Source organism: Ensifer sp. B1-9 (assembly GCF_050474445.1).
GTDB lineage: Bacteria > Pseudomonadota > Alphaproteobacteria > Rhizobiales > Rhizobiaceae > Ensifer.
Map to the genome: position 1 here is coordinate 100,257 of NZ_JBCHVG010000003.1, position 20,035 is coordinate 120,291.

At 59.5% G+C, this 20,035-nt stretch carries 20 protein-coding genes and 3 pseudogenes; 17 read left to right on the top strand and 6 right to left on the bottom strand.

Features of this window, described 5'->3' with window-relative positions; all coding sequences use genetic code 11:
* Positions 1 to 10: 10 nt before the first annotated feature.
* The 3 genes and pseudogenes from ACQ5BM_RS06225 to ACQ5BM_RS06235 all read left to right on the top strand — a co-directional run.
* A pseudogene (locus tag ACQ5BM_RS06225) lies at positions 11 to 337 on the top strand (MarR family winged helix-turn-helix transcriptional regulator); the annotation flags it as partial.
* A 363-nt stretch (positions 338 to 700) separates the two neighbouring features.
* Entirely contained in the window at positions 701 to 2,074 is a 1,374-nt protein-coding gene (locus tag ACQ5BM_RS06230; protein ID WP_429809204.1) for an FAD/NAD(P)-binding protein, read from the top strand.
* A 282-nt stretch (positions 2,075 to 2,356) separates the two neighbouring features.
* Positions 2,357 to 2,680 carry a hypothetical protein gene (locus ACQ5BM_RS06235; RefSeq protein WP_429809206.1) on the top strand — a complete coding sequence of 108 codons (324 nt, stop codon included), beginning with the start codon at positions 2,357 to 2,359 and terminating at the stop codon, positions 2,678 to 2,680.
* Between the two features lie 60 nt (positions 2,681 to 2,740).
* Here ACQ5BM_RS06235 and ACQ5BM_RS06240 read toward each other — a convergent pair whose 3' ends face one another.
* Positions 2,741 to 3,361, bottom strand: a complete 621-nt coding sequence (locus ACQ5BM_RS06240) for a helix-turn-helix domain-containing protein (protein WP_429809208.1) — start codon at positions 3,359 to 3,361, stop codon at positions 2,741 to 2,743.
* Positions 3,351 to 3,536 (bottom strand): hypothetical protein, encoded by a 186-nt coding sequence (locus ACQ5BM_RS06245; protein ID WP_429809211.1) that lies wholly within the window; start codon positions 3,534 to 3,536, stop codon positions 3,351 to 3,353. Before ACQ5BM_RS06245 ends, ACQ5BM_RS06240 begins: the two co-directional genes overlap by 11 nt.
* 282 nt (positions 3,537 to 3,818) lie before the next feature.
* Here ACQ5BM_RS06245 and ACQ5BM_RS06250 point away from each other — a divergent pair, with 282 nt between their 5' ends.
* From ACQ5BM_RS06250 to ACQ5BM_RS06265, 4 genes are all read left to right on the top strand, one after another.
* A complete protein-coding gene (locus ACQ5BM_RS06250; protein ID WP_429809214.1) occupies positions 3,819 to 4,646 on the top strand; it encodes a transporter substrate-binding domain-containing protein in 828 nt (275 codons plus the stop codon).
* A 34-nt stretch (positions 4,647 to 4,680) separates the two neighbouring features.
* The gene (locus ACQ5BM_RS06255; protein WP_429809217.1) at positions 4,681 to 5,493 is read left to right on the top strand and encodes an amino acid ABC transporter permease; all 813 of its coding nucleotides are present in this window, start codon (positions 4,681 to 4,683) and stop codon (positions 5,491 to 5,493) included.
* Complete coding sequence (locus ACQ5BM_RS06260; RefSeq protein ID WP_429809220.1) at positions 5,493 to 6,428, top strand: homocysteine S-methyltransferase family protein; 936 nt, start codon at positions 5,493 to 5,495, stop codon at positions 6,426 to 6,428. Before ACQ5BM_RS06255 ends, ACQ5BM_RS06260 begins: the two co-directional genes overlap by 1 nt.
* A 455-nt stretch (positions 6,429 to 6,883) precedes the next feature.
* Positions 6,884 to 7,405: an alpha/beta hydrolase gene (locus ACQ5BM_RS06265; RefSeq protein WP_429809223.1), complete on the top strand. Its 522-nt coding sequence runs from the start codon at positions 6,884 to 6,886 to the stop codon at positions 7,403 to 7,405.
* A 165-nt stretch (positions 7,406 to 7,570) separates the two neighbouring features.
* Here ACQ5BM_RS06265 and ACQ5BM_RS06270 read toward each other — a convergent pair whose 3' ends face one another.
* Positions 7,571 to 8,737: an NAD(P)/FAD-dependent oxidoreductase gene (locus ACQ5BM_RS06270; RefSeq protein WP_429809226.1), complete on the bottom strand. Its 1,167-nt coding sequence runs from the start codon at positions 8,735 to 8,737 to the stop codon at positions 7,571 to 7,573.
* A 211-nt stretch (positions 8,738 to 8,948) separates the two neighbouring features.
* Between ACQ5BM_RS06270 and ACQ5BM_RS06275 the strand changes: the two are divergent.
* Both ACQ5BM_RS06275 and ACQ5BM_RS06280 read left to right on the top strand, forming a co-directional pair.
* A pseudogene (locus ACQ5BM_RS06275) lies at positions 8,949 to 10,652 on the top strand (hydantoinase/oxoprolinase family protein); the annotation flags it as partial.
* Positions 10,653 to 10,870: 218 nt separating this feature from the next.
* The gene (locus ACQ5BM_RS06280; protein WP_429809228.1) at positions 10,871 to 11,416 is read left to right on the top strand and encodes a tautomerase family protein; all 546 of its coding nucleotides are present in this window, start codon (positions 10,871 to 10,873) and stop codon (positions 11,414 to 11,416) included.
* A 126-nt stretch (positions 11,417 to 11,542) separates the two neighbouring features.
* Here ACQ5BM_RS06280 and ACQ5BM_RS06285 read toward each other — a convergent pair whose 3' ends face one another.
* Positions 11,543 to 12,196: a TetR/AcrR family transcriptional regulator gene (locus ACQ5BM_RS06285; protein ID WP_429809231.1), complete on the bottom strand. Its 654-nt coding sequence runs from the start codon at positions 12,194 to 12,196 to the stop codon at positions 11,543 to 11,545.
* Between the two features lie 259 nt (positions 12,197 to 12,455).
* On the opposite strand from ACQ5BM_RS06285, the pseudogene ACQ5BM_RS06290 reads away from it, so the two are divergent.
* From ACQ5BM_RS06290 to ACQ5BM_RS06310, 5 genes and pseudogenes are all read left to right on the top strand, one after another.
* Positions 12,456 to 12,560 (top strand): annotated as a pseudogene (locus ACQ5BM_RS06290) (shikimate dehydrogenase); the annotation flags it as partial.
* Positions 12,561 to 12,587: 27 nt separating this feature from the next.
* Positions 12,588 to 14,477: a bifunctional sugar phosphate isomerase/epimerase/4-hydroxyphenylpyruvate dioxygenase family protein gene (locus ACQ5BM_RS06295; protein ID WP_429809234.1), complete on the top strand. Its 1,890-nt coding sequence runs from the start codon at positions 12,588 to 12,590 to the stop codon at positions 14,475 to 14,477.
* 391 nt (positions 14,478 to 14,868) lie between these two features.
* Positions 14,869 to 15,135, top strand: a complete 267-nt coding sequence (locus tag ACQ5BM_RS06300) for a hypothetical protein (protein ID WP_429809236.1) — start codon at positions 14,869 to 14,871, stop codon at positions 15,133 to 15,135.
* Positions 15,136 to 15,188: 53 nt separating this feature from the next.
* Positions 15,189 to 15,350, top strand: a complete 162-nt coding sequence (locus tag ACQ5BM_RS06305) for a hypothetical protein (protein WP_429809239.1) — start codon at positions 15,189 to 15,191, stop codon at positions 15,348 to 15,350.
* 106 nt (positions 15,351 to 15,456) lie between these two features.
* Positions 15,457 to 15,750, top strand: a complete 294-nt coding sequence (locus tag ACQ5BM_RS06310) for a hypothetical protein (RefSeq protein ID WP_429809242.1) — start codon at positions 15,457 to 15,459, stop codon at positions 15,748 to 15,750.
* A gap of 170 nt (positions 15,751 to 15,920) precedes the next feature.
* Here ACQ5BM_RS06310 and ACQ5BM_RS06315 read toward each other — a convergent pair whose 3' ends face one another.
* Positions 15,921 to 16,418 carry a hypothetical protein gene (locus ACQ5BM_RS06315; RefSeq protein ID WP_429809245.1) on the bottom strand — a complete coding sequence of 166 codons (498 nt, stop codon included), beginning with the start codon at positions 16,416 to 16,418 and terminating at the stop codon, positions 15,921 to 15,923.
* A 741-nt stretch (positions 16,419 to 17,159) separates the two neighbouring features.
* Between ACQ5BM_RS06315 and ACQ5BM_RS06320 the strand changes: the two genes are divergently transcribed.
* From ACQ5BM_RS06320 to ACQ5BM_RS06330, 3 genes are read left to right on the top strand one after another with little or no spacing between them, the layout of a single operon-like run.
* Positions 17,160 to 18,374: a diguanylate cyclase domain-containing protein gene (locus ACQ5BM_RS06320; RefSeq protein WP_429809248.1), complete on the top strand. Its 1,215-nt coding sequence runs from the start codon at positions 17,160 to 17,162 to the stop codon at positions 18,372 to 18,374.
* 17 nt (positions 18,375 to 18,391) lie between these two features.
* Positions 18,392 to 18,562 carry a hypothetical protein gene (locus tag ACQ5BM_RS06325; RefSeq protein ID WP_429809251.1) on the top strand — a complete coding sequence of 57 codons (171 nt, stop codon included), beginning with the start codon at positions 18,392 to 18,394 and terminating at the stop codon, positions 18,560 to 18,562.
* Between the two features lie 55 nt (positions 18,563 to 18,617).
* Positions 18,618 to 18,857, top strand: coding sequence for a tautomerase family protein (locus ACQ5BM_RS06330; protein WP_429809254.1), 240 nt, complete (start codon positions 18,618 to 18,620; stop codon positions 18,855 to 18,857).
* 418 nt (positions 18,858 to 19,275) lie between these two features.
* On the opposite strand, the gene ACQ5BM_RS06335 is transcribed toward ACQ5BM_RS06330, so the two are convergent.
* On the bottom strand, positions 19,276 to 20,022 hold the full coding sequence (locus tag ACQ5BM_RS06335) for an SDR family NAD(P)-dependent oxidoreductase (RefSeq protein ID WP_429809257.1): 747 nt from the start codon (positions 20,020 to 20,022) through the stop codon (positions 19,276 to 19,278).
* Positions 20,023 to 20,035: the final 13 nt, after the last annotated feature.

Here is a 20,035-nt window from a genome sequence, read left to right on the forward strand (position 1 = left end):
ATGCCGCCGCATGACGATGTTGGAACAAAAGCATCTAGCCCTGCTCGATGAAGCACAGCGCCGTGGACAGCCGGACATGGACAACATGCGGCTTTGTTTCGAGGTTCTGGCGCTGGCGTCTGCCATCGACCGAGCTTGCGCTGCGCGCCTCGCGCCGTATCGCCTGTCGGAAGGGAAATTCGTGCTGCTGTTCCTTCTGCGCGATCTGCCGGAAGGGCTTGCCCCGCACGAGCTGGCCGAACGCGCCGGCGTCACGCGCGCCACGATTACCGGCCTTCTCGACGGATTGGAGCGCGACGGCTTTCTTGCCCGGCATGATGACAAGGAAGACCGGCGCAGCTGGCGGCGCTGTAGGCTTCGCAAAGATCCTGCATTTTTCTACGGGATCTCTAAGTCTGAAATCATAAAAAATTCCGGTCTCTTCCGCAGGGATTACGAAGGCACTACGCTCAGAGAGCGTATGGGACTTGCCAAGCCGAAGAACCAGTTCTTTGATTAGTCGTCGTGGTGGCTCTCCAGCGTTGCCTCTCCTTTGGGTTCGGCTGGAACCGTCTTCGGATCGCTTTCGTTGCGGGGCAAACGGGTATTGATTTCCACGGGAATATTCTATTGATTTACTAGAGAATGATGTGTCGCCGCTCTCCTCGAATGAAGAGAGCCCATGGAGTCCAGCCGGCATAGAGCAGGAAGGAGCCAACCGATGACGCTTTCGCCCGCCCACTCCCCGCAGCCGCAGGGGGGCGCCGCTCTTGCCAGAATCGCGATCGTCGGACGCGGCTTTACCGGCCTCATGACCGCCATTGCCTTGCTGAGAGCGTTCAAGCGACCCTTTCATCTCGTGATGTATGATCCGTTTCCAAAGATCGACGGTGCGCAGAGTATCGGGCGGCCGTCATCGACCCTCTTGAACAGCCGAGTTCGGGACCTGTCGGTTGACCCGTCATTGCGCGACGACTTCAAACAATGGCTCGAGACAAACGATCGTTTGCCCGCCCAGTCCGAGGAGGGGGATGTCGATCACGCATTTGTGCCAGGCGAGGTTTTCAGCGCCTATGTCTATCAGCGGTTCTCCGAAGCGCTGCGAGAACGTGTCGACGTCATGGTCCAGGTCCGCGCCGACAGTGTGGCAGCGATTGGCCGTCATGCGCAGCGCGGGTTGTCGCTTCTCTCAAGTGAGGGAGAGCAGGCTCGCTTCGACGCGGTGTTCTTGGCGACCGGTTACGGTCTGCGCAATTGCGTCGGCGTCGACGATAGCCAAACTGCAGTTCGCGACGCTCTGGTGATTGGCGGCGGGATCCATGCCGTTGATCGCGCATTGCGGTTGCTCGCGGCTGGCGAGGCGTCTCACGTCACATTGATCTCGGCGTCCGGGTTTCTGCCGCAGCCCCATACGCCTTCGGCAGTAGGAATAACGTCGTCCAGCCAGCCATTCCCGAATACGCTTCGCGGCGCCTTCCGCTATTTGCGGGAGGCGGCAAGCAAGGCGGCTGCGGAAGGTTCTGGCTGGCAAGGCATCATGAATGATTTTCGCCTGCGCGCGCATGACCTTTGGCAAGCGTTGACTCCGGAGGAGCGTCGCCGGTTCAAGCGGCATGTGAAGCCGATCTACGACAGCCATCGCAACCGACTGCCAATTGGGCATTATGAACGTTTGCGTCAGGCGATCGAAAGTGGGGCAATAACCGTGCGCAAGGGCAGGGTGGAGCGCATCGCCACCAATGGTGTGCTTCTGTCCACCTCGGCGGGTTTGCAGGTTCTGCCTGCAGAGCGAACGATCGATTGTCGTATCCGTCTGATCGATGCGGATTCTCTTCTTTTGCGTTCGCTTGTCTCGGCCAATCTTGCGAAGCGAGACGAACTCGATATTGGCATCTTCGTTGACCGAAGCGGTCGGGCGCTGGCCGACCCCGAAACTTTCGAGGGCGTTTTTGCGATGGGACCGCTCGGATTGGGCAGCCTTCCCGACATTGACCTCGTTCCGGAAATCGTCAATCAGGCGCATGTAGCAACCGACGTGCTTGGAGCATGGATTGATGGCCGCCAGGAAGCGCCTGGAACGGCTACCCGGCCGTAGATTCCAAGGAACCTTGGCCGCATCGGCACCGCGCCATTTGAGTTGTCGCACGACGGCCGCTTACTCGCCCGGTCTTTGCTGATCTCTTCCTTCGCTGTGCCTCTGAGATAACGGAGGCTCGTCTGCAATATAATGCAGAATTCGGGCTCGAGCGTGCAGGATGTTCATTCTATTGGAGGAAAGAATATTGGAAGATTTTATCTCCTTGAGCTCGTTTGGAGCATTCAATACCCAACGGATCATTGAAGCGCGAAACACGGGCCGCGAGCCGAGGAGACTTTCATGAACACTGCCATGAACATGATGCCGATGATGAACATGATGGGTGGTATGGGCCAGCCGATGATGTCGCCGATGATGAATGGCATGATGCCGATGATGAACGGCATGCCCATGATGATGCCGATGCCCATGCCGATGATGATGGGCATGATGACATGCAAGATGACCGACGGCGGCATGATGTGCGAAATGAAGCCGATGGAAGGCATGGATCCGGCGATGTTCATGGAATGCTGCAAGCGCATGATGGCCATGATGAACGGCGGCATGCCGATGATGATGATGTGCGGCGGCATGATGATGTGCTGCGCCATGGCCGCCTGAGGCATCGGCCGAGCAAGTTTTAAGGCCTCCCCTTCGGTTGTAGCCAAAGGGGAGGCCTTTTCATATGTGGATCGCTTCCCGGTAGGTGGAGACGAGATAGATAATTGCAGGGCCGCCGGTCATGTTTCGGTAGACATGCGGCACGTCCGCCTCGAAGATCAGCGCGTCGCCTTCGCCGAGAATATAGGGCTGTTTGCCCACCACGACCTCGATCGTGCCCTCGGCGACGACAAGGTTCTCCACGGTTCCATGACGGTGCGCCTCGGCGCGTTCGGCGTGATGGGGCGCGATACGCAGCTCGTAGAACTCGACTGTCCTGTCGCCGTCGTAGGGAAAGAGGGCACGCGTCTCGAACCTGCCATCGCTTGAAGACAGCGTCTTGGAGGCCGAACGGTTCAGGAGAAGTGTCGTCGGTTCTTCGTCCTCGATGATCAGCGAACCACAGGAAACTTCCAACGCGGCGGCGATCTTGGCAAGCACGTTGAGCGTGGGGCTGCTTTTGCCCGTCTCGATCTGGCCCAGCATGGCGCGGCTGACCCCTGAAACCTTCGCAAGCCGATCAAGCGAGTACCCGCGGCGTGTTCTCAGCCGCCTGAGGTTGTGACCGGTCCGGATGCAGATGTTTTCCGACGGGTCGGAAATGGTCTCATGGTCCAGGCTGGCAAGGCCATCACTGCGCATGGATCCACGGGCTCGCCATGACCGGGACGAAGGCCCATACTGGAACCCACATCATCACCGGCTGAATACCGTTGAAGGGGATCGGCACCGGCGATGGCGGTGTAGGTTCTGCCATCTTGCGTCGTGTTTCGCGGTAGGCCTGCAAATCGACAATCTTCGCACTCTCGGCTGCCATGAACATCCCCTGCAATTGTCTATAATAATTATATGCTTTGTGCCTTTTTCAAAGACAGGGTCACTCAAAAGTGGCGCTTTGGTTGGAAAACTTTTCGCTTCGCAACGTCGTGCGAGAAACGCCGGCGAGGGTTTGGCTGCGGCCTTTCAGGAATGCTTTTGACGAGATGGTTGAAGATTTCGGATCGCGATGACAGAATCTATCAAAATTATAGAATTAATGCTCTATTTGCGTGGAACTCGGGAGGATAGGTTAAGCCATCGTCAAAGTTGGAGGCAACCTATGTCGAAACCGCTCAAATTTGTTCTTGCCGCGGCCCTCTCTCTGGCCGCCGTCGCGACCACCGCCTATGCAGGTGAGGTACTCGAACGCGTCAAACAGAAGGGTGAAGTCGTCAACGCTATTGTTAACGACTATCCGCCCTTCGCCTTCATCAATGACGAGAATGAACTGGACGGATTTGACGTCGATGTGGCCAGGGCTTTCGCCGACAAGCTTGGTGTGAAGCTGCGTCTCGAGACACCCGGTTGGGAAACGATCATCAGCGGTCGCTGGGCGGGGCGCTGGGACATCGCGATCACCTCCTCCACGCCGACGGAGGATCGGGCGAAAGTGGTGAGCTTCCCCGTGAATTACTACAGCGTCCCGGCGGTGCTTGTGGTGAACAAGGACGAGCAGGCAATCAAGTCGCCCGCTGATCTCACCGGCAAGCGCGTCGGGGTCGGGACGGGTTCGTCTTACGAGGCCTACATCAACCGCACGTTCTCCATTCCCGGTCAGCCGGCGATTTCCTTCCCCTTCAGCGAAGTCCAGGCGGTGCCGAACGACGAGACTGTCAACTTCCAGAACCTCGCGCTCGGGCCCGGCGTTCGTCTCGATGCGATCGTTGCTTCGCTCGGAACGGCGCAGGGTCAAATCAAAGCGACGGGGAAGCTGAAACTCGCCGGCGAGCCGCTGTTCGCCGAGCCGAACGCTGTTGTAACGGACAAGGGCGATCCGGAATGGGACGCTGAGGTCAAGCGTGTCATCACCGAACTCAAGGAAGACGGGACGCTCGCCAAGATCTCGGAAAAGTGGTTCAAGGTCGATATCACCAAATATGCATTCTGAGGTCGGCCTTTCAATCTCCAAGCGATCCACTGGCGTGCGCCCGCGGTTTACCATTGCCGGCGCCGGTGGATTTCGCCGTCGAGTCCAGGTCACCTGGCTTGTGCTTGCCACTCTGCTGTTCAGCCTCTTCTACAATCTAGGACTCGATTTCGGTCTGATTGGCGAGAAGCTTCCTTTCATGCTCGGCCTGCGCTTGTCGCCGGACGGGTTCATTCAGGGCGTCGCACTGACCATTCTGATCACCGTCGTGTCGATGGCGGTCTCTCTTGTCGTGGCGGTTCTTACCGCGCTCGGACGTTTGTCGACCAACGCACTCGCCTTCGGAGTGGCGACTTTCTACGCGTCCTTCTTTCGTGGGACGCCGCTGCTTGTGCAGGTGCTGATCATCTATCTCGCTCTGCCGCAGTTCGGTATCGTTCTGTCAGCGCTCACATCAGGCGTTCTTGCTCTGTCGTTGAACTATGGTGCCTATCTCGCAGAGACGATCCGGGCCGGTGTGTTGTCCGTGCCTCGGGGGCAGGGGGAGGCTGCGATGGCGCTTGGCCTTAGCCGCGGCGTCATCGCTTTCAGGATCATCGCGCCGCAGGCGATGCGTATCATCATACCGCCGGCCGGAAGCCACTTCATTTCGATGCTGAAAGATTCCTCCCTCGTATCGATCATGGGCTTGTGGGAACTGAATTTCCTGGCCCAATCCTACGGCCGGGCCACCTATCACTACATGGAGATGCTGCTCACCGCGGCTGCCATCTACTGGGTTCTGTCAATAGGCCTGGAGCTTGCCCAGAACCGTCTCGAGAAACGCTTTGGTCGCGGCTTTGCAGGTCGACAAGGAGGAGCAGAATAATGACACTCGAACAATCGTCCTTTGGCATTCTCGATGGCGGCATGGGGCGCCTTCTTGAAAGGCTCGGAGCGCCTTTCAAGTTGCCGGAATGGTCGGCCCTCTCGCTGATCGAAGCGCCTGATTATGTGACACAGGCCCACCAAGCCTATGTCGACAGCGGCGCGGATATCATTACCACGAATTCCTATGGTCTCGTGCCGCACATGCTCGGCGAGGAGCGCTTTGCCTCCGATGGCCTCACGCTCGCCGATCGCGCTGGCCGTCTCGCCCGGGAGGTTGCGGATCGAGCCACCAGGCTTGTGCTCGTTGCGGGTTCACTTCCACCACCCTTTGAAAGCTATCGGCCCGACCTCTTTGAAATCGGCGCCGCCCCGCCCATTATCGAAAACCTCGTTGCTGGGCTTCGACCGCACGTGGACCTTTGGCTGATCGAGACGCAGAGTTCGACGGTCGAGGCGCTGACCTCCCTTGCCGCTGTCATCGGTGATGGAAAACCGATCTATGTTTCCTATACATTGAAGGATGAGGATGGCCGGACGGGACCTGCAGAACTTCGCTCTGGCGAGCCTGTTGGCGAGGCGGTGCGCAAAACGCTAGGTGCCGGGGCCGAGGGGATTTTCTTCAATTGCAGTCAGCCAGAGGTGATGGGGGAGGCGATCCGCGCGGCCCGACGCGTTGCCAACGAAATGGGATCGTCCTTTTCGATCGGCGTCTACGCGAATGCATTTGCCCCCGAACCGCCGTCAGATGCGCCCTATGCCGGCATTTCGGACATCCGCGCCGATCTTGACCCGCAAAACTATCTGAAATGGATCGAGAGGTGGCTTGCGGACGGGGCGACGATTGTGGGCGGATGCTGTGGTATCGGGCCGGAACACATCGATGCTATCCGCAGCCTTCGCCAGAACCGCGAAGCCGCCCGAAGGCACAATTAGCTCAGTAAATCAGCGCGAGACTTCTCCATCCGACGCTATGAAGAGCAGAGAGCCTAAGGGAGTTAGGTCCGGGAAAACGACTGGTCGAGTGTGTTTTCAGGCGTCTAGTGCCGACACTCCTCGGCGCCTTTCGCAGAATCGCAAATCGTGGTGCGCGTGAGGCACTTCGGCGCTTTGGATGCACTCACTCGCATCGAAATGCACCGCCTGCTGGAGCGGACGATGAGAAGCCCGCAAAGGCGGCGCCTGGCAGATATGCAACTGAGCGGAGTTAGAAAATTCCGAACTCAGCGTTCATGGGTGTTGTCTAAGCGACTGTCGCACCGAAGGTTTCTCGCTAGCTCTCGTTCTGTGCTGCCAGGATCGCACAATGTATCGACTGGAATGGCCATCTTAGGTATCGCAAGTACTCTAGCGGTGCAAAGCTATCGCCCTGATGAGCCCAGGTTTGATCAATGTCCATGAAACGAGATTTGTTGGTGGTTGGAGACATTCGTGGTTGTCCAAAGGTGTTTGAACCGCTTGTTCGCTTCGAACACCGAAATCTGCACCTGGCTGACGTCAGTGGACGCCCGGATCTGAGCGGAGAGGAGCTTCACAACCATCTTTTTAAGGGCGATGGTTTAGAGCGGGCCGTCCAGAGCCTTCGTGAAGAGGGCCCTTCCTGCCTCGGGATAGGATTCAGCGCCGGTGGGACCGCTTTATGGCATGCCGTCAAGGCGGGTTTGAACTTGCAAGCTCTGATCTGCATTTCTTCGACGAGGCTGCGCTTCGAAGTATATCCGCTCCATATACCGACCTTGGTGATTTGGGGAGAATGCGATCCGAATAGGCCCGATGATACTTGGAACGACGCCGTGCCAAGCTGCTCGCAAACCTATGCTGCCAAGCCGCATGACTTTTACTGTGCTGACATCGCCAATCCTGGATCGGATCTGCGGAAAGATATTGCGGCCTTCATCGAACGCGCGATGTGATCAACCACTCCTGTTTGCCCTTGAATATGGCCTCGTCGCCGCTGTGGTATGCGAACGTGATTTCGATCGTGCATCGTCGAACAATTCGGCATGTCTGTCACCTGGGCGTCGGATACGGCCGAATTCGCATGTGCAGCCTTGGATGAATCCGGTTAAATGCGGCCCTTATAGACCCGCGGCATTCGTCAGATTGACGCCCTGAGGCCGGTCAGCGATCCCCGGAAAAGCCTCAAATCGATTGATCCTGAAATCGTCGAGAAAGATGTCGGTACCGCCGGTGGTCATCAACTCTGCCATTACGTCGCCGACGCCCGGGCCAAGCTGGAAACCATGGCCGCAGAAGCCGAAGGCATGGAATAGGCCCGGTGTCGTGGCGGAGGGCCCCATCACCGGAAGACCGTCGCCCACATAGCCCTCGCAACCAGACCAGGTCCGGATCACGGCGACATTGGCGAGGGCCGGCAGGATCGGCAGCAAGGCCCGCAGTTGTCCGGGCAGACGCGCCGGATCCGCCTTGGCATGTCCGCTGTCCAGCGAGACGTCGGTCCTCTCCGCCCCGCCGCCAAAGACGATGTTGCCGCGTTCGACCTGGCGCAGGTAGCCGCCGCCAAGGTCATGCGCCCACACTCCGACGACCGGCAGGATGCGATAGGGAAGCGGTTCCGTCACTCCCATCTGCGGACCCTTGGCGACGATCGGGACATTCTCGCCGAACTGGGCGGCAATGCGCGCGCCCCAGGCTCCCGCCGTGTTGAGCATCGTCTCCGCGCCGTACGCTCCCCTGGGGGTCTCGATCCTGAAGCCGGAGGCAGACCTCCTGATCGCCGTCACGGCCGCTTCCTCGACGATCTCCGCCCCCAGACGCCTCGCGGCGTCGGCGAAGGCCGGCGCGATCAGGCGGGGATTGCCGCTCCCGTCCTTTGGGGAAAAGGACGCCGCGATCGCTTCAGGGCCAAGGCCCGGAAAGCGGCTGCGGATCTCGGTCGGCCCTAGCTCCTCGAGATCGACGCCCCACGGCCTGGCTGCCTCGGCAAAGGCGCGCATCTCGGCAAGGCCGGCCTGGCTGAAGATCAGCCTCAGGTGGCCGGTGGCACGAAACTCCACGTCCCGGCCCAGCATCTTCGACGCCTCTCCCCACAGCGCCAGCGAACGGCCCGCGAGGCCGAGCTGGGGGATATGGCGGCCGCTGCGACGGATGTTTCCGAAGGATGCGACCGTCGCCCCGCTGCCGACACGGTTGCGTTCAAGTAGCGTCACCCGCACGCCGCGCCGGGCGAGAAAATATGCGGAAGCGGCCCCCATCAGGCCGCCGCCCAGAACGATCGCGTCCATCGGTTCCCCGCGTTGCTGAATTGATTTCCAGCCTGCGCGATCCGACGGGAAGAAGTCAAAGTCGAGGTTTTGCCTCGTCCATAAGTCAAGCCTATGGGATGGCCGGATCCGATCTGCATAAGTCGACCTTATGGCTGCTGCCCGTTTCGATCTTGGACCCTGCCGTGCCATTCGTGCCAGCTTTCCGGCATCACGGAGAAAGGGAACCGGAATGGTCAGTATGTCAGCGTCCGCCACGAGCGAACTCGGCCAACAGGGCTGGAAGATTGGCGTCGATATCGGCGGAACGTTCATCGATTTCTGCGCTTTGGAGACCCGTTCGGGTCGGATCGCCTCGTTGAAGGTTCTGACGACCCCGGATGATCCGGGCGCCGAACTGATGACGGGCCTCACCCTGCTCGGTGAGAGGGAGGGTCTCGACCCCACAACTGTCACCCGCTTCGTCCACGGCACCACCGTCGGCATCAACACTGTCATCCAGCGGCGCGGTGTAACGCTCGCACTGCTGACCAATGCGGGCTTTGAGGACGTGATCGAGTTGGCGCGCCTGAGAATGCCCGACGTCTACTCGCTTTTTTGCTCCCGGCCGGACCAGCTGGTCGCGCGCGACATGGTCTTCGGGATCCCAGCTCGCCTGCGGGCGGACGGCAGCGAGGTGGAGGCACCCAATCTGGAAGCGGTCGCAGCGGCCGTCGCAAAGGCGAAGGCCGGCGGCGCTGCCGGCATCGTTGTCTCGTTCCTGCACTCCTGGCGCAACGGTGCCCATGAGGCGGCGGTCAAGCGGGAAATCGCCCGGATCGCTCCCGAGCTCTTCGTCTTCACTTCCTGCGAGGTCTGGCCGGTAATCCGCGAATACGAGCGGACCACCACGGCTATTCTGAACGGTTACGTGCATCCGCGCGTTTCCGGCTATCTGGCGGCGCTCGAGGAAAAGTTGCTCTCGCGGGGCGTGACGGCGCCGGCGCTGCTCACAAAGTCGAACGGCGGCGTTATGAATGCCGACGAGGGCAAGCGGTCCTGCGTGCAGATGCTGCTCTCGGGCACTGCCTCGGGCGTGATCGGCGCGGCCTGGCTCGCCCGCCGGGCCGGCGAGAAGCATATCCTGACCCTCGACATTGGCGGCACCTCGGCCGACTTCGCGCTGATCATCGATGGCGAGCCACAGTTCGGCACCGGCGAACTGATCGGCGAATTCCCTCTGCACATTCCGTCCGTCTCCGTGAGTTCGATCGGCATCGGCGGGGGGTCGATCGCCAGCGTGGATGCGCAGGGCGTCATGAGGGTCGGACCGGAATCGGCGGGCTCAACACCGGGACCTGCCTGCTACGGGCGCGGTGGCATGGAAGCCACGGTCACCGACGCCATGGCCGTCTGCGGGTGGCTCGGCCACAGCCAGATGGCCTATGGACAGCTGCAGATCGATGTCGGCCTGGCCCGCGCGGCGGTCACGCGGCTGGCGGAAAAGATCGGCCGCACGGCAGAGGAGGCCGCCCAGGCCATCCTCGATATCGCGATCTCGGAAATGTTCGTGGAAGTCGAGAAGCTGGCCTCACGAGCCGGCGTCGATCTCAGGGAATTCACCCTGATGCCGTTCGGCGGAGGCGGACCGATGCTCGGGGGATTCCTTGCCCGCGAGTTCAAGATGGCCAGGGTGATCGGCCCGCCGCGGCCCGGCGTCGTCTCGGCGCTCGGCGGCCTCGTGGCCGACCTGCGCGGCGACTTCATCCGCACGGTGTTCACCCATCTCTCCGACGCCGCGGCACCGCAATTGCGCGAGGCGCTGGAGTCGCTTGCGGCGGAGGGGCGCGGCTGGCTCGCCAGGCAGGGCCATGCTGGCGCGGCGACGCTGAATGTCTCTGCCGACATGCGTTATGTCGGTCAGATGCGCCAGGTGAACATTCGGGGGGCTTGGCTTCGGCCCTTGGCTTCCTTTACGCCAAAATGATTGGCTGCTGTGAATACGTCGACCGGTCCGGAAACTCCGGAAGCCAAGATGCCATCATAAACCCAGATGCGTATCAACGTCGTTGGCGTGGCCGAATCTCCTCTAAGAATGGCAATCCTGCCACTTCCAGGAAAACCGTCAACCCGCAAAGATGCGGCTGATCAACAACCATTAACGAGGTGATAACGATGCCCATGATCGATGTTTTCATACCCGAAGGCGCACTTGCCGCCGGCGCCGAGGCGTCGCTGATGAACGAACTTACCGAGATTCTGATACGGCACGAAGGCCTCGATCCACAAAATGCGCGGGTACGCGATGTCAGTTGGATATTTGTGCACCGCCCGGCCGCGGTCTATCGCGCTGGCGCACCAGCCGCCGCACCGATCTATCGTGTTGTGCCTTCCGTTCCCGAAGGACAGTATACCGACGCAGCAAGGGCCAGCTTGGTGAAGGAAGTCGTCGCGGCGCTGGCGCGCGCGGAGGGAACGCCGGCAGAAGAGGTTGCAAAGCGCGCCTGGGTATTTCCTACGGAAATCGACGACGGCTGCTGGGGCGGACGAGGGGCGGTGCGCCGCCTGCCCGAAATCATGGAATCCTTTGGAGGAGAAACGTTCAGAACCCTTGGTGAGAAGCGTCTTGCGCACAAGCGGCGCAGGGATGCTGCAAAAATCCTGGAAGCAGCGGCTCAATCCATACTCGACGACCTGTCCGAACTTCCAAGCCGGCCGTGACGACGACATCCTTGCTCTCGTGGGTTAACCCCACCACAAGGCATGGCGCCCTTCTACGATATCCGGGCGCTTGAGCATCGACCATCGTCGGCTGAATATCGCACAAGTTACCGAGCACGACTGTTGTCAAATCGGTTCGTCTGTATTTTTCAGGTAACTGATAACGGCATCGGCGATCATGCTCCGATGCCTGCCGATCGTATCCGGCTCAGAGAGATCGCGGCCGAAGATCGTTCCGAATGTATAGCGGTTCGAAACCCGGAAGAAGCAGAAGGCGCTGATCAACATATGCACGTCGATGGGGTCGGCTTTTCGCTTGAACACGCCTTCGGCGATACCACGCTCCAGAATGCCAGCGATCGTCTCGATGACTGAGACATTCAAATCTCGGATGGCTTCCGAACACAGCATATGTACCGCGTGGTGGATGTTTTCGATGCTAACCAACCGCACGAAATCGGGATTGGCCTCGTCATGGTCGAAAGTACTGGAAATCAGCGTGCGCAACGCCTCTTCCGGCGCAAGGCTCGCAAGCTTCAGATCCTCTTCAAGCGTGCGGATCTTGCGATAGGCGCGCTCCAGCACGGAGAGGTAAAGTCCTTCCTTGCTCCCGAAATAGTAATAAATCATGCGCTTGGAGGTTCGGGTCCGTTCTGCGATCGCATCGACGCGTCCGCCCGCTAGCCCGTGCGTCGAGAACTCCTCCGTGGCGACGACAAGGATGTCTTCCTTCGTTCGTTCCGGATCGTTCTTCCGACTTGCCTCCGCCCGCCCTGCCATTCTCCCGTCGTCACTCCCGACACCAGCCGTTATCTTTCACCGGCCGAAATTTTCCAATGAAACCAGATTAAAATGGGCGGGCCACGGGCCTCCTCATTTCGTCTTCCTTGGAAGTCATATTGACGTTGTCGGGGTCTTTCAAGAGAGTCCACTTGACATACGTACTAGTTCGTACATTTTGTAGGCAGAGAAGACGACCGGAGGAGGCCGTGTTCGCGCCGTGCCCGGACGCCGCCCGATGAACCCATAAGATGCTTGCGGCGGAATGGCCGTATTCCAGGCGGTCGCTGCCGTTTGCCTGTTTACGGGGCTCGAGCTGGGCGCGGCGCGGATACTCAACCATTTCAAGGCGATGACCGGCTGACGCCGAGAACTCCAGCGAGGACGACCGATGAAAAACTCGATAGCAACGGTTTCGCTCAGCGGCGATCTCAAGGACAAGCTGCGTGCCATCGCCAAGGCGGGCTTTGCCGGTGTCGAAATCTTCGAGAACGATTTCCTCGCCTTCGACGAGAGTCCACGCGAAGTTGGGCGGATCGTGCGCGACTTCGGCCTCGAGATCAGTCTGTTCCAACCGTTCCGTGATTTCGAGGGCATGCCGGAGCCGCTTCGGACACGGACTTTCGATCGCGCCGAGCGCAAGTTCGATCTGATGCAGGAGCTTGGTACCGACCTCGTCCTCGTCTGCTCCAATGTGTCGCCGGCGGCACTGGGTGGACTTGACCGGGCGGCCGCTGACTTTCGCGAGCTCGGGGAACGCGCCGCGAAGCGGGACCTGCGCGTTGGCTACGAGGCGCTCGCTTGGGGTCGCCATATCAGCGATCATCGCGACGCCTGGGAGATTGTCCGGCGCGCCGATCATCCAAACATTGGCCTGATCCTCGATAGCTTCCATACGTTGTCGCGCAAGATCGAAGTCAACTCGATCCGCTCGATTCCGAAGGAGAAGATTTTCATCGTCCAGCTCGCCGACGCTCCATTGATCGACATGGACCTTCTTTATTGGAGCCGGCATTTCCGCAACATGCCGGGCGAGGGCGACTTGCCGGTGACCGACTTTACCCGCGCGGTGGCGGCAACCGGCTATGATGGTTATCTGTCGCTCGAAATCTTCAATGACCAATTTCGTGGCGGCAACGCCAATGCGATTGCCGCCGACGGATATCGCTCGCTGATCTATCTCGGGGACCAGGTCAGGCGCGCCGAAGCGGATATACGGTTGCCGGTTCCAAAGATGCCGCCGCGCGTCGATGTGAAGGGGGTAGCCTTCGTGGAGTTCAGTGCCTCCGAGGAAGAAGCAGGCGAGCTCGAAGCGCTGCTCGTTTCCATCGGCTTCAGGAAGGCGGCACAGCACCGGACGAAACAGGTGGTGGTTTACCGCCAGGAAGCAATCAATCTGGTCATCAATACCGAGCGGGAAGGCTTCGCCAGCGCCTCCTATCTGGTACACGGTACGTCCGCCTACGCCTTCGGCCTCATGGTGGACGATGCGGCCGCGACCGTGGAACGGGCGCGGGCGCTTGGCGCCGAACCGTTCGAGCAGCCGGTTGGCCCAGGTGAACTCCTGGTCCCGGCGATCCACGGTGTTGGCGGGGGACTCATCTATTTCCTGGACGAAAAATCCGAGCTCTCCAGGATCTGGGAGATCGAATTCGAGCCGGTGCGAGACGCAGACTCGGTCATCCCGGCCGGATTGTCCACCATCGATCACATCGCTCAGACGGTCAAATACGAGGAGATGCTGACCTGGCTGCTCTTCTACACATCGCTGCTGGATGCGCGTAAAACACCCATGGTCGACATCATCGACCCAGCCGGCATTGTCCGCAGTCAGGTCGTGGAAAACGATGCGGGCACGTTGCGCCTGACGCTGAATGGCGCGGAGAACCGCAATACGCTGGCGGGCCGCTTCATTGCCGAAACCTTCGGCTCCGGCGTCCAGCACCTGGCCTTTACCACCGAAGATATCTTCGCGACGGCGCAGGCGTTGCGGAAAAATGGCTTCAATGCACTGCCGATCTCGCCGAACTACTACGACGACGTCGAGGCCCGGTTCGGTCTCGATGCGGAACTTATCGAGCGGCTGAAGTCCGAGAATATTCTCTATGATCGCGATGACAGTGGCGAGTATTTCCAGCTCTACAGCCCGACCTTTGGCGAAGGTTTCTTTTTCGAGATTGTCGAAAGGCGCGGCTATCGCGGCTACGGAGCCGCCAACGCCATCTTTCGCATTGCCGCGCTGAGAAAGCTCCTGAGACCCGAGGGATTGCCGAAAAGCTAGTCGTCAAGCGCTAGGCTCTGGACCGTGATTGCCGCAGTTGCAACGGTGGTCGGGCCGGTCAGGCGACATTGTCCGCCGCCGAGAATGGCGTCACGCCTGGTGCGACCTTCCGCTGTTCCGCTATAGGAGACGTTGCACTGGCTATGCTTGGAGGCGCTCGCGCCGCGGAGCGTGGCGAAAACTCAGATCGAGGACAAGGATTTGCGACTTCGCCGTCGCTGCCTGTTCCTCACTGGAAATGGCGGCGTCAAAGTCGCGCGTGGTTGATGCGCGTGCTGTGCTTTTTTCAGAGTGCTCTGAACTGAAGGAGGATACCTCCATGGCAGGTAGACAGGCGAACCGGTTGTTGAAAGGCGGGACGACGGTGCGCAGCTTGGGGCACGACTAAGAGTTGGCTGATCTGGCTGCTTTTGAGGCCGAGCGCCGCCACGGCCTCGATCTGGCCCATCCGAATGGCCTCGATGCCGCCGCTCAGCTCCTCGGCGATCTGCTCCTCGTGATAGAGACCGAGCGCGATGGCTACCCTCCAGTGGGTTCGACTCCCATGCTCTTCCGCCATTGCGGAATCTTCCCGTTGGTGGGACGTCATCCGATGACGACCAACCGCAACCCGCTGGAATCGGCGGCAACTGCAGTCATAGCCCAATTTGATTATTGAGCAGGTCGGAACAAGCAACGTTATCCAGAGTTGGCGCCGGCGAGGAGAAGACCATGGGGCCAATCACGCGCTGCGAAGCGGCCTTGCGGATGCTGATGTGCTGGTCGCAGTATCCCTTAGACGCACGCTCGGCGGAGTCGAACCCCATCGAAGATGACACGGCAGTCGAACATTGGTCGCGCCGGCCGATCCTGGCAGCCCATAAGCGGCTGTAAGCAGAAGCGCTTTCGGCTCGGGTCGAAAGGCGGCGGCACCCGCTGCCCGTCTGATCGAGTTGTACCAAAACGCAGCCGATAGGTGCTCCTTTGCGGGAGGCGTCAAATGCATTATCTCATCGAAAAGACGGGGTGCGACTTAAGCCCGTCAGATATCGACCTGCTGCAACGGGTTTTCGAAAAGACCTGTTTTCTAGCACAGCTATCGAAGCACTCTGCTGGCGGCGACCAGGTCGCCAGGTTCCTTGTCGATGAGTTCCGTCTCGGTCATACGGACGAAGCTTGTCTTCTGGAATGCGCCCTCTGGTTTGCCAAACGGCGTCCGCCAAAATCAGAGCACCTGGAACGTGGGCCGGATTGGATCGCCAGAACACGGCATGGGCGTCTGGACAGCGGATAGCTAGCAGCCGTCGAAATCGGCACGATCACGGACAGGAGCGCTTCATCGATGGGGTGGGTGCCCCCCGGTATCCGCTGCGCGTCGCGGCGTGCGGCCCAACGATGAGTTGGCGCCACGGGTCGGCATAAAGGCCGGTTTCGGCGGGCAGAGGGCGAGAGGTGCGGGGAGGTCTATTCGGCTTTGTCTCTGACTTCTGAGACGTATGCCTCGTAGCCAAACATAGGATCCTTGCTTAAGTCCTTGCCATCGAACCGCGTTATGAAGTCCTCAAGATCGGCCTGGCGCGAGAAGCCCATCGCTAGGGCTGACATGCTCTCGACGTCGCCGTCTTCATCCTCGTATGCCGCGCTCATTTCAAGGGCACCCAGCCGTTCAAAGTTCGCTTGCATGTGGAACGAGAGCCAAACCAGATATTCCAGTGGGTAACCGGGGTTTCCTGCGTATGTGGCGGTGAATGGGTAAGCCGAACGGAACCGATCGATGAGAGCTTCTCCATCGGTGGCAAACACGATGAGATCGCCGTCCTCATCAAGGTCGTGGAGTTCGATCGTCAAATCATGCTTGCGAAGCGCCACGTAGCCGCCAAGTCGGTCCCACGGCAAGGACGTCAGGATGATGTCGCGCCATCGTTTGACGGCGTCATCTAGGTCGATCCGGTTCAAAAACATGAAAAATCCCCCCAATCACCATGCAAACTCAGGATTTCGCGCAGTCTCTGAGACGTCGAGAGCGCTTGGTTGAAAGCATCCAATGGGCTGGACCTCATCCTATAGACTTTCACCGATCGTCTTTAAGTTCGTCGCAATCGAGAGCTTCAGCATTGCGCAATGCACGTTACAGTCAGTAGATATTAGTGGGGCCTAAATTGGAAGTCCCGATTGCAGTCATTGAAGTTTTGACAAGAAAGCCCGACAGATGGCGCAAGGGAGATGCCATCCGTTTGGCTGGCCAGACGCTGGAATAGCGTATTTTCCCGCGCTGCGCTTTCTCCCAACGAGCCGAAACAGGCGGAGGTTATGAACGTCCGCATGCTGCTGAATGGCCTTGACGAGGGGCAGAAAGAACGGGTTGGCGATATCGTGCGAGAGCAGCCCGATATTGCCGGTCCGGACTGTGGAAGCGCCCAGGCGATATTGTTCGGCCGATAGCCGATCTCTTCTGCAATCGAGAGGATTTGCCCGACCGTTCTCAGATTGAGCAGGTCCGGGCGACTGAAGGCGGGCGATACAGTCGAGCGGGAGGGCTGGGCCAACTTCAGCCAGCCAGCGATTGGCTTAAATTTAGCGATTTTCTTGAACTTGATCTAAGTGGAGCATGCTACTGCGAGGCTCCACCACGGATCGTGGTGGGTATGCGGTCGCAATGAGGGGTGTACAGCGCGAATTGAATACACGTTTCATGGAACTCGGATGAGCCTGGATTTCCAAACGCTTTACCTCATCATCCTGTTAAATTCGGTCGTGCTCTGCATCGTGTGGTCGGGTTTCGTCGGGGTGCATCGTAATATCGATGGTGCCGGATGCTGGCTCGCTGCGTGCCTATTGACGACACTAGGCGGCGTTCTCTTCGCACTCGGGACAACGTACGGACATGTGTGCATCGTTGCTGCTAACGCTTGCACGGTCCTGGGCTTCTGTTTGGGGTGGACCGGTATCAGACGGTTTCAAGGAGAGCCTGCCGCGTGGCGCGCCGTCGCACTTATTGTTTTTGCGGGTGCATGTGTCTTGGCATTGACCGGCGACAGCCGCCCCGTCATCAATGTCGCTATTGCTGTGTTCCAACTCATCCCGATGGCTTTGGCGATCGCCTCACTGAAGGCATATCAACGTCCGAGTCTCGGAGCGATCGCCGCAACATTCGGCTTTGTTGTCGCCTTCGCCGGACAAGGTACGGAAGTGCTGCTGAACGTTATGCGGTTGGCCGGAAGTTTGTCGACGGAGCGCTATTATGACCTAGCCGCCTTCCTGCTTGTCGCGGCTATCTTCGGCGCAACCGCTTGGAACCTTGGCTTTGTACTGATGGCTGTAGATCGCCTGGCATCCGATCTCACCAGAATCGCCTCCTTCGACGAGCTTACCGGGCTGCCTAATCGTCGCAACTTCATGGAAACCTCGCGCACGATGAAGTCAGACGCGGAGCGCCGCGGTGCTAGCTTCGGCGTCATGATCATCGATGTCGATCGGTTCAAGACCATCAACGACACATATGGACATGCGGCAGGCGATGCCTGCTTGCAGCATTTCTCCACGGTTGCCAAACGGATAGTGGGGCTGTCAGGACAGTTCCTCGGACGTCTGGCGGGTGACGAATTTGGGATCGCTCTTGTTGTCAGCGAACCGGCCGTCGCACGGGCACTCGCCGATCAACTTGCAAGAGCTGTCGTTGCGAGTCGGTTCGATTGGCAAGATGAGATCATCCCGCTGTCGATCAGTGTCGGTGTCTCGCTCCGGCCAGCCGGCGATGTCGCCTCTCTCGAAGATATCATCGAGGAGGCAGACATGGCCCTCTACGAGACCAAGCGGCATGGTCGCAATGGCTTTACCATTGCCTCCGGGCGCCACAGCCGGAATGGGGCCGCACCTTCGGCGGCGTCGCTTCTGCCAATCGCCGCCAATGAGGCCTGAAGGGTGGCAAGGCAGGGATGAACGACGAGAAGACCGACACCAAGGCGGACAGCGTCAGCGTCGAACATTGGTGCCGCAAGCTTTGGCTGGGGGGGATCATGCTCGCCGCTTCTAAGCATTTTGACCGCCATAACGGGCTATCGCACGGCGAGCAGGTGAGATATCGATTCGGGACCCGATCCGCGTAATACTTGGGGTGCGTTTCCCCCATCAGTGCACGCGCTACCAACAAATGGAATGGAAATGCCGCACATAGCCGTAAAGATGTTCCCTGGCCGCACCGAGGAACAGAAGCAGGAATTCGCCGCGAAAGTAGTCGAAGCCGCGAAAACCATCTTAGGTTCAAGCGATGCTTCCCTTTCCGTTTCCATCTCCGAAGTGGAACCGGCGGAGTGGGATGCAAAAGTTTACGATCCTGAAATCGCGGCCAACGAGAGCACGCTCTATAAGCGGCCGGGTTACGGCGCTCTCTCACAGTCGTAGGGGTAGATCGTGCGAACGCGATTGCGTCCGCTTGATTAACAATCGAGCAAGTGGTTTCGACGCCGGGAGTTGGAGGCGCTGCATCTGGCTGCCCGTTGCCACGACCAGGCGGCCATACTACGGGATATCGGCAAGACCGCTGCCGGCGCCGAATGAGAGGCGCATACGAGGAGCTTTGGCTCGTTTTGCCGATATCGTTTTCCTGATCGCGAATAGCCTGTCTTGCGCGCAGCCCTGACCCGGCGTTCATTTGGATAAGAGCCGCCGCGCGTGTGAAGGGTACAGCGGTACCCGGTCATCGCGGCTCAGAACCAACTGATGGGCGATGATCAGCGCGCGCGGTATGCCCGCGTCGTGCACGAGGAGCTGGTTGCTCTATCTCACTGCGAGAGAACTTGAACCATCATCGAGACGCGTGTCAGCCAATGTGATACCCCCCGTCCACCGGCAGCGTAACGCCTGTAACGAACGCCGCGGCCGGTGAGGCGAGGAACAGCACCGGGCCAACAAGATCGTCTGTCGTGCCCCAGCGCTTCAAGGCGGACCGTTCACTGATCTTGCTCTCGCTTTCGGCGACCGACCAGAGTGGCTTGGTCATCTCCGTGCGGTGATATCCTGGCGCAACCGCATTTACCCGCACGCCATCGCGGCCGTATTTATGCGAAAGCGCGCGGGTCAATCCGACAATGCCGGTCTTGCTTGCGGTGTAGGCAGGAACTGTCTCGTCGGCCAGATAGCTCAGCATCGAAGCGACGTTGACAACGCTGCCCCTGTTCGCCTTCAGCAAGGGATAGGCGGCCCGGGTCAGGCGCATGGCACTCGATAGATTGACGTCCATTACATCGAGAAAGGTCTCTTCCTCCCACTCGGCATCCGGGCGGGCTACACCCTGGCAATTGACCAGAACATCGAGCGTGCTCTGTGATCCGAAGAAAGCTTCGACGGCCTTCACATCGCGGACGTCGAGGCGCTCAAACGACAGCTTCGTGGTAGATACCTGCTGTGCGGCTACCAATCTCTCCTGCGAACTGCCTGTCGCAATGACCGACGCGCCGGCGTCCGCAAAGCCCTTCGCCAATGCCAGGCCGATGCCGCTGGTGCCACCCGACACCACAACGGATTTTCCGGCAAAAACGCCCGGAGCATACACTTCGACAATATTCATCTTGGTTCCTTCC

Bases quoted from the DNA above. Each gene is read 5' to 3' on its own strand.
- ACQ5BM_RS06230 (WP_429809204.1), top strand. From the start codon at position 701: ATGACGCTTTCGCCCGCCCACTCCCCGCAGCCGCAGGGGGGCGCCGCT.
- ACQ5BM_RS06235 (WP_429809206.1), top strand. From the start codon at position 2,357: ATGAACACTGCCATGAACATGATGCCGATGATGAACATGATGGGTGGT.
- ACQ5BM_RS06240 (WP_429809208.1), bottom strand. From the start codon at position 3,361: ATGCGCAGTGATGGCCTTGCCAGCCTGGACCATGAGACCATTTCCGAC.
- ACQ5BM_RS06245 (WP_429809211.1), bottom strand. From the start codon at position 3,536: ATGGCAGCCGAGAGTGCGAAGATTGTCGATTTGCAGGCCTACCGCGAA.
- ACQ5BM_RS06250 (WP_429809214.1), top strand. From the start codon at position 3,819: ATGTCGAAACCGCTCAAATTTGTTCTTGCCGCGGCCCTCTCTCTGGCC.
- ACQ5BM_RS06260 (WP_429809220.1), top strand. From the start codon at position 5,493: ATGACACTCGAACAATCGTCCTTTGGCATTCTCGATGGCGGCATGGGG.
- ACQ5BM_RS06265 (WP_429809223.1), top strand. From the start codon at position 6,884: ATGTCCATGAAACGAGATTTGTTGGTGGTTGGAGACATTCGTGGTTGT.
- ACQ5BM_RS06270 (WP_429809226.1), bottom strand. From the start codon at position 8,737: ATGGACGCGATCGTTCTGGGCGGCGGCCTGATGGGGGCCGCTTCCGCA.
- ACQ5BM_RS06280 (WP_429809228.1), top strand. From the start codon at position 10,871: ATGCCCATGATCGATGTTTTCATACCCGAAGGCGCACTTGCCGCCGGC.
- ACQ5BM_RS06285 (WP_429809231.1), bottom strand. From the start codon at position 12,196: ATGGCAGGGCGGGCGGAGGCAAGTCGGAAGAACGATCCGGAACGAACG.
- ACQ5BM_RS06295 (WP_429809234.1), top strand. From the start codon at position 12,588: ATGAAAAACTCGATAGCAACGGTTTCGCTCAGCGGCGATCTCAAGGAC.
- ACQ5BM_RS06305 (WP_429809239.1), top strand. From the start codon at position 15,189: ATGGGGCCAATCACGCGCTGCGAAGCGGCCTTGCGGATGCTGATGTGC.
- ACQ5BM_RS06310 (WP_429809242.1), top strand. From the start codon at position 15,457: ATGCATTATCTCATCGAAAAGACGGGGTGCGACTTAAGCCCGTCAGAT.
- ACQ5BM_RS06315 (WP_429809245.1), bottom strand. From the start codon at position 16,418: ATGTTTTTGAACCGGATCGACCTAGATGACGCCGTCAAACGATGGCGC.
- ACQ5BM_RS06320 (WP_429809248.1), top strand. From the start codon at position 17,160: ATGAGCCTGGATTTCCAAACGCTTTACCTCATCATCCTGTTAAATTCG.
- ACQ5BM_RS06325 (WP_429809251.1), top strand. From the start codon at position 18,392: ATGAACGACGAGAAGACCGACACCAAGGCGGACAGCGTCAGCGTCGAA.
- ACQ5BM_RS06330 (WP_429809254.1), top strand. From the start codon at position 18,618: ATGCCGCACATAGCCGTAAAGATGTTCCCTGGCCGCACCGAGGAACAG.
- ACQ5BM_RS06335 (WP_429809257.1), bottom strand. From the start codon at position 20,022: ATGAATATTGTCGAAGTGTATGCTCCGGGCGTTTTTGCCGGAAAATCC.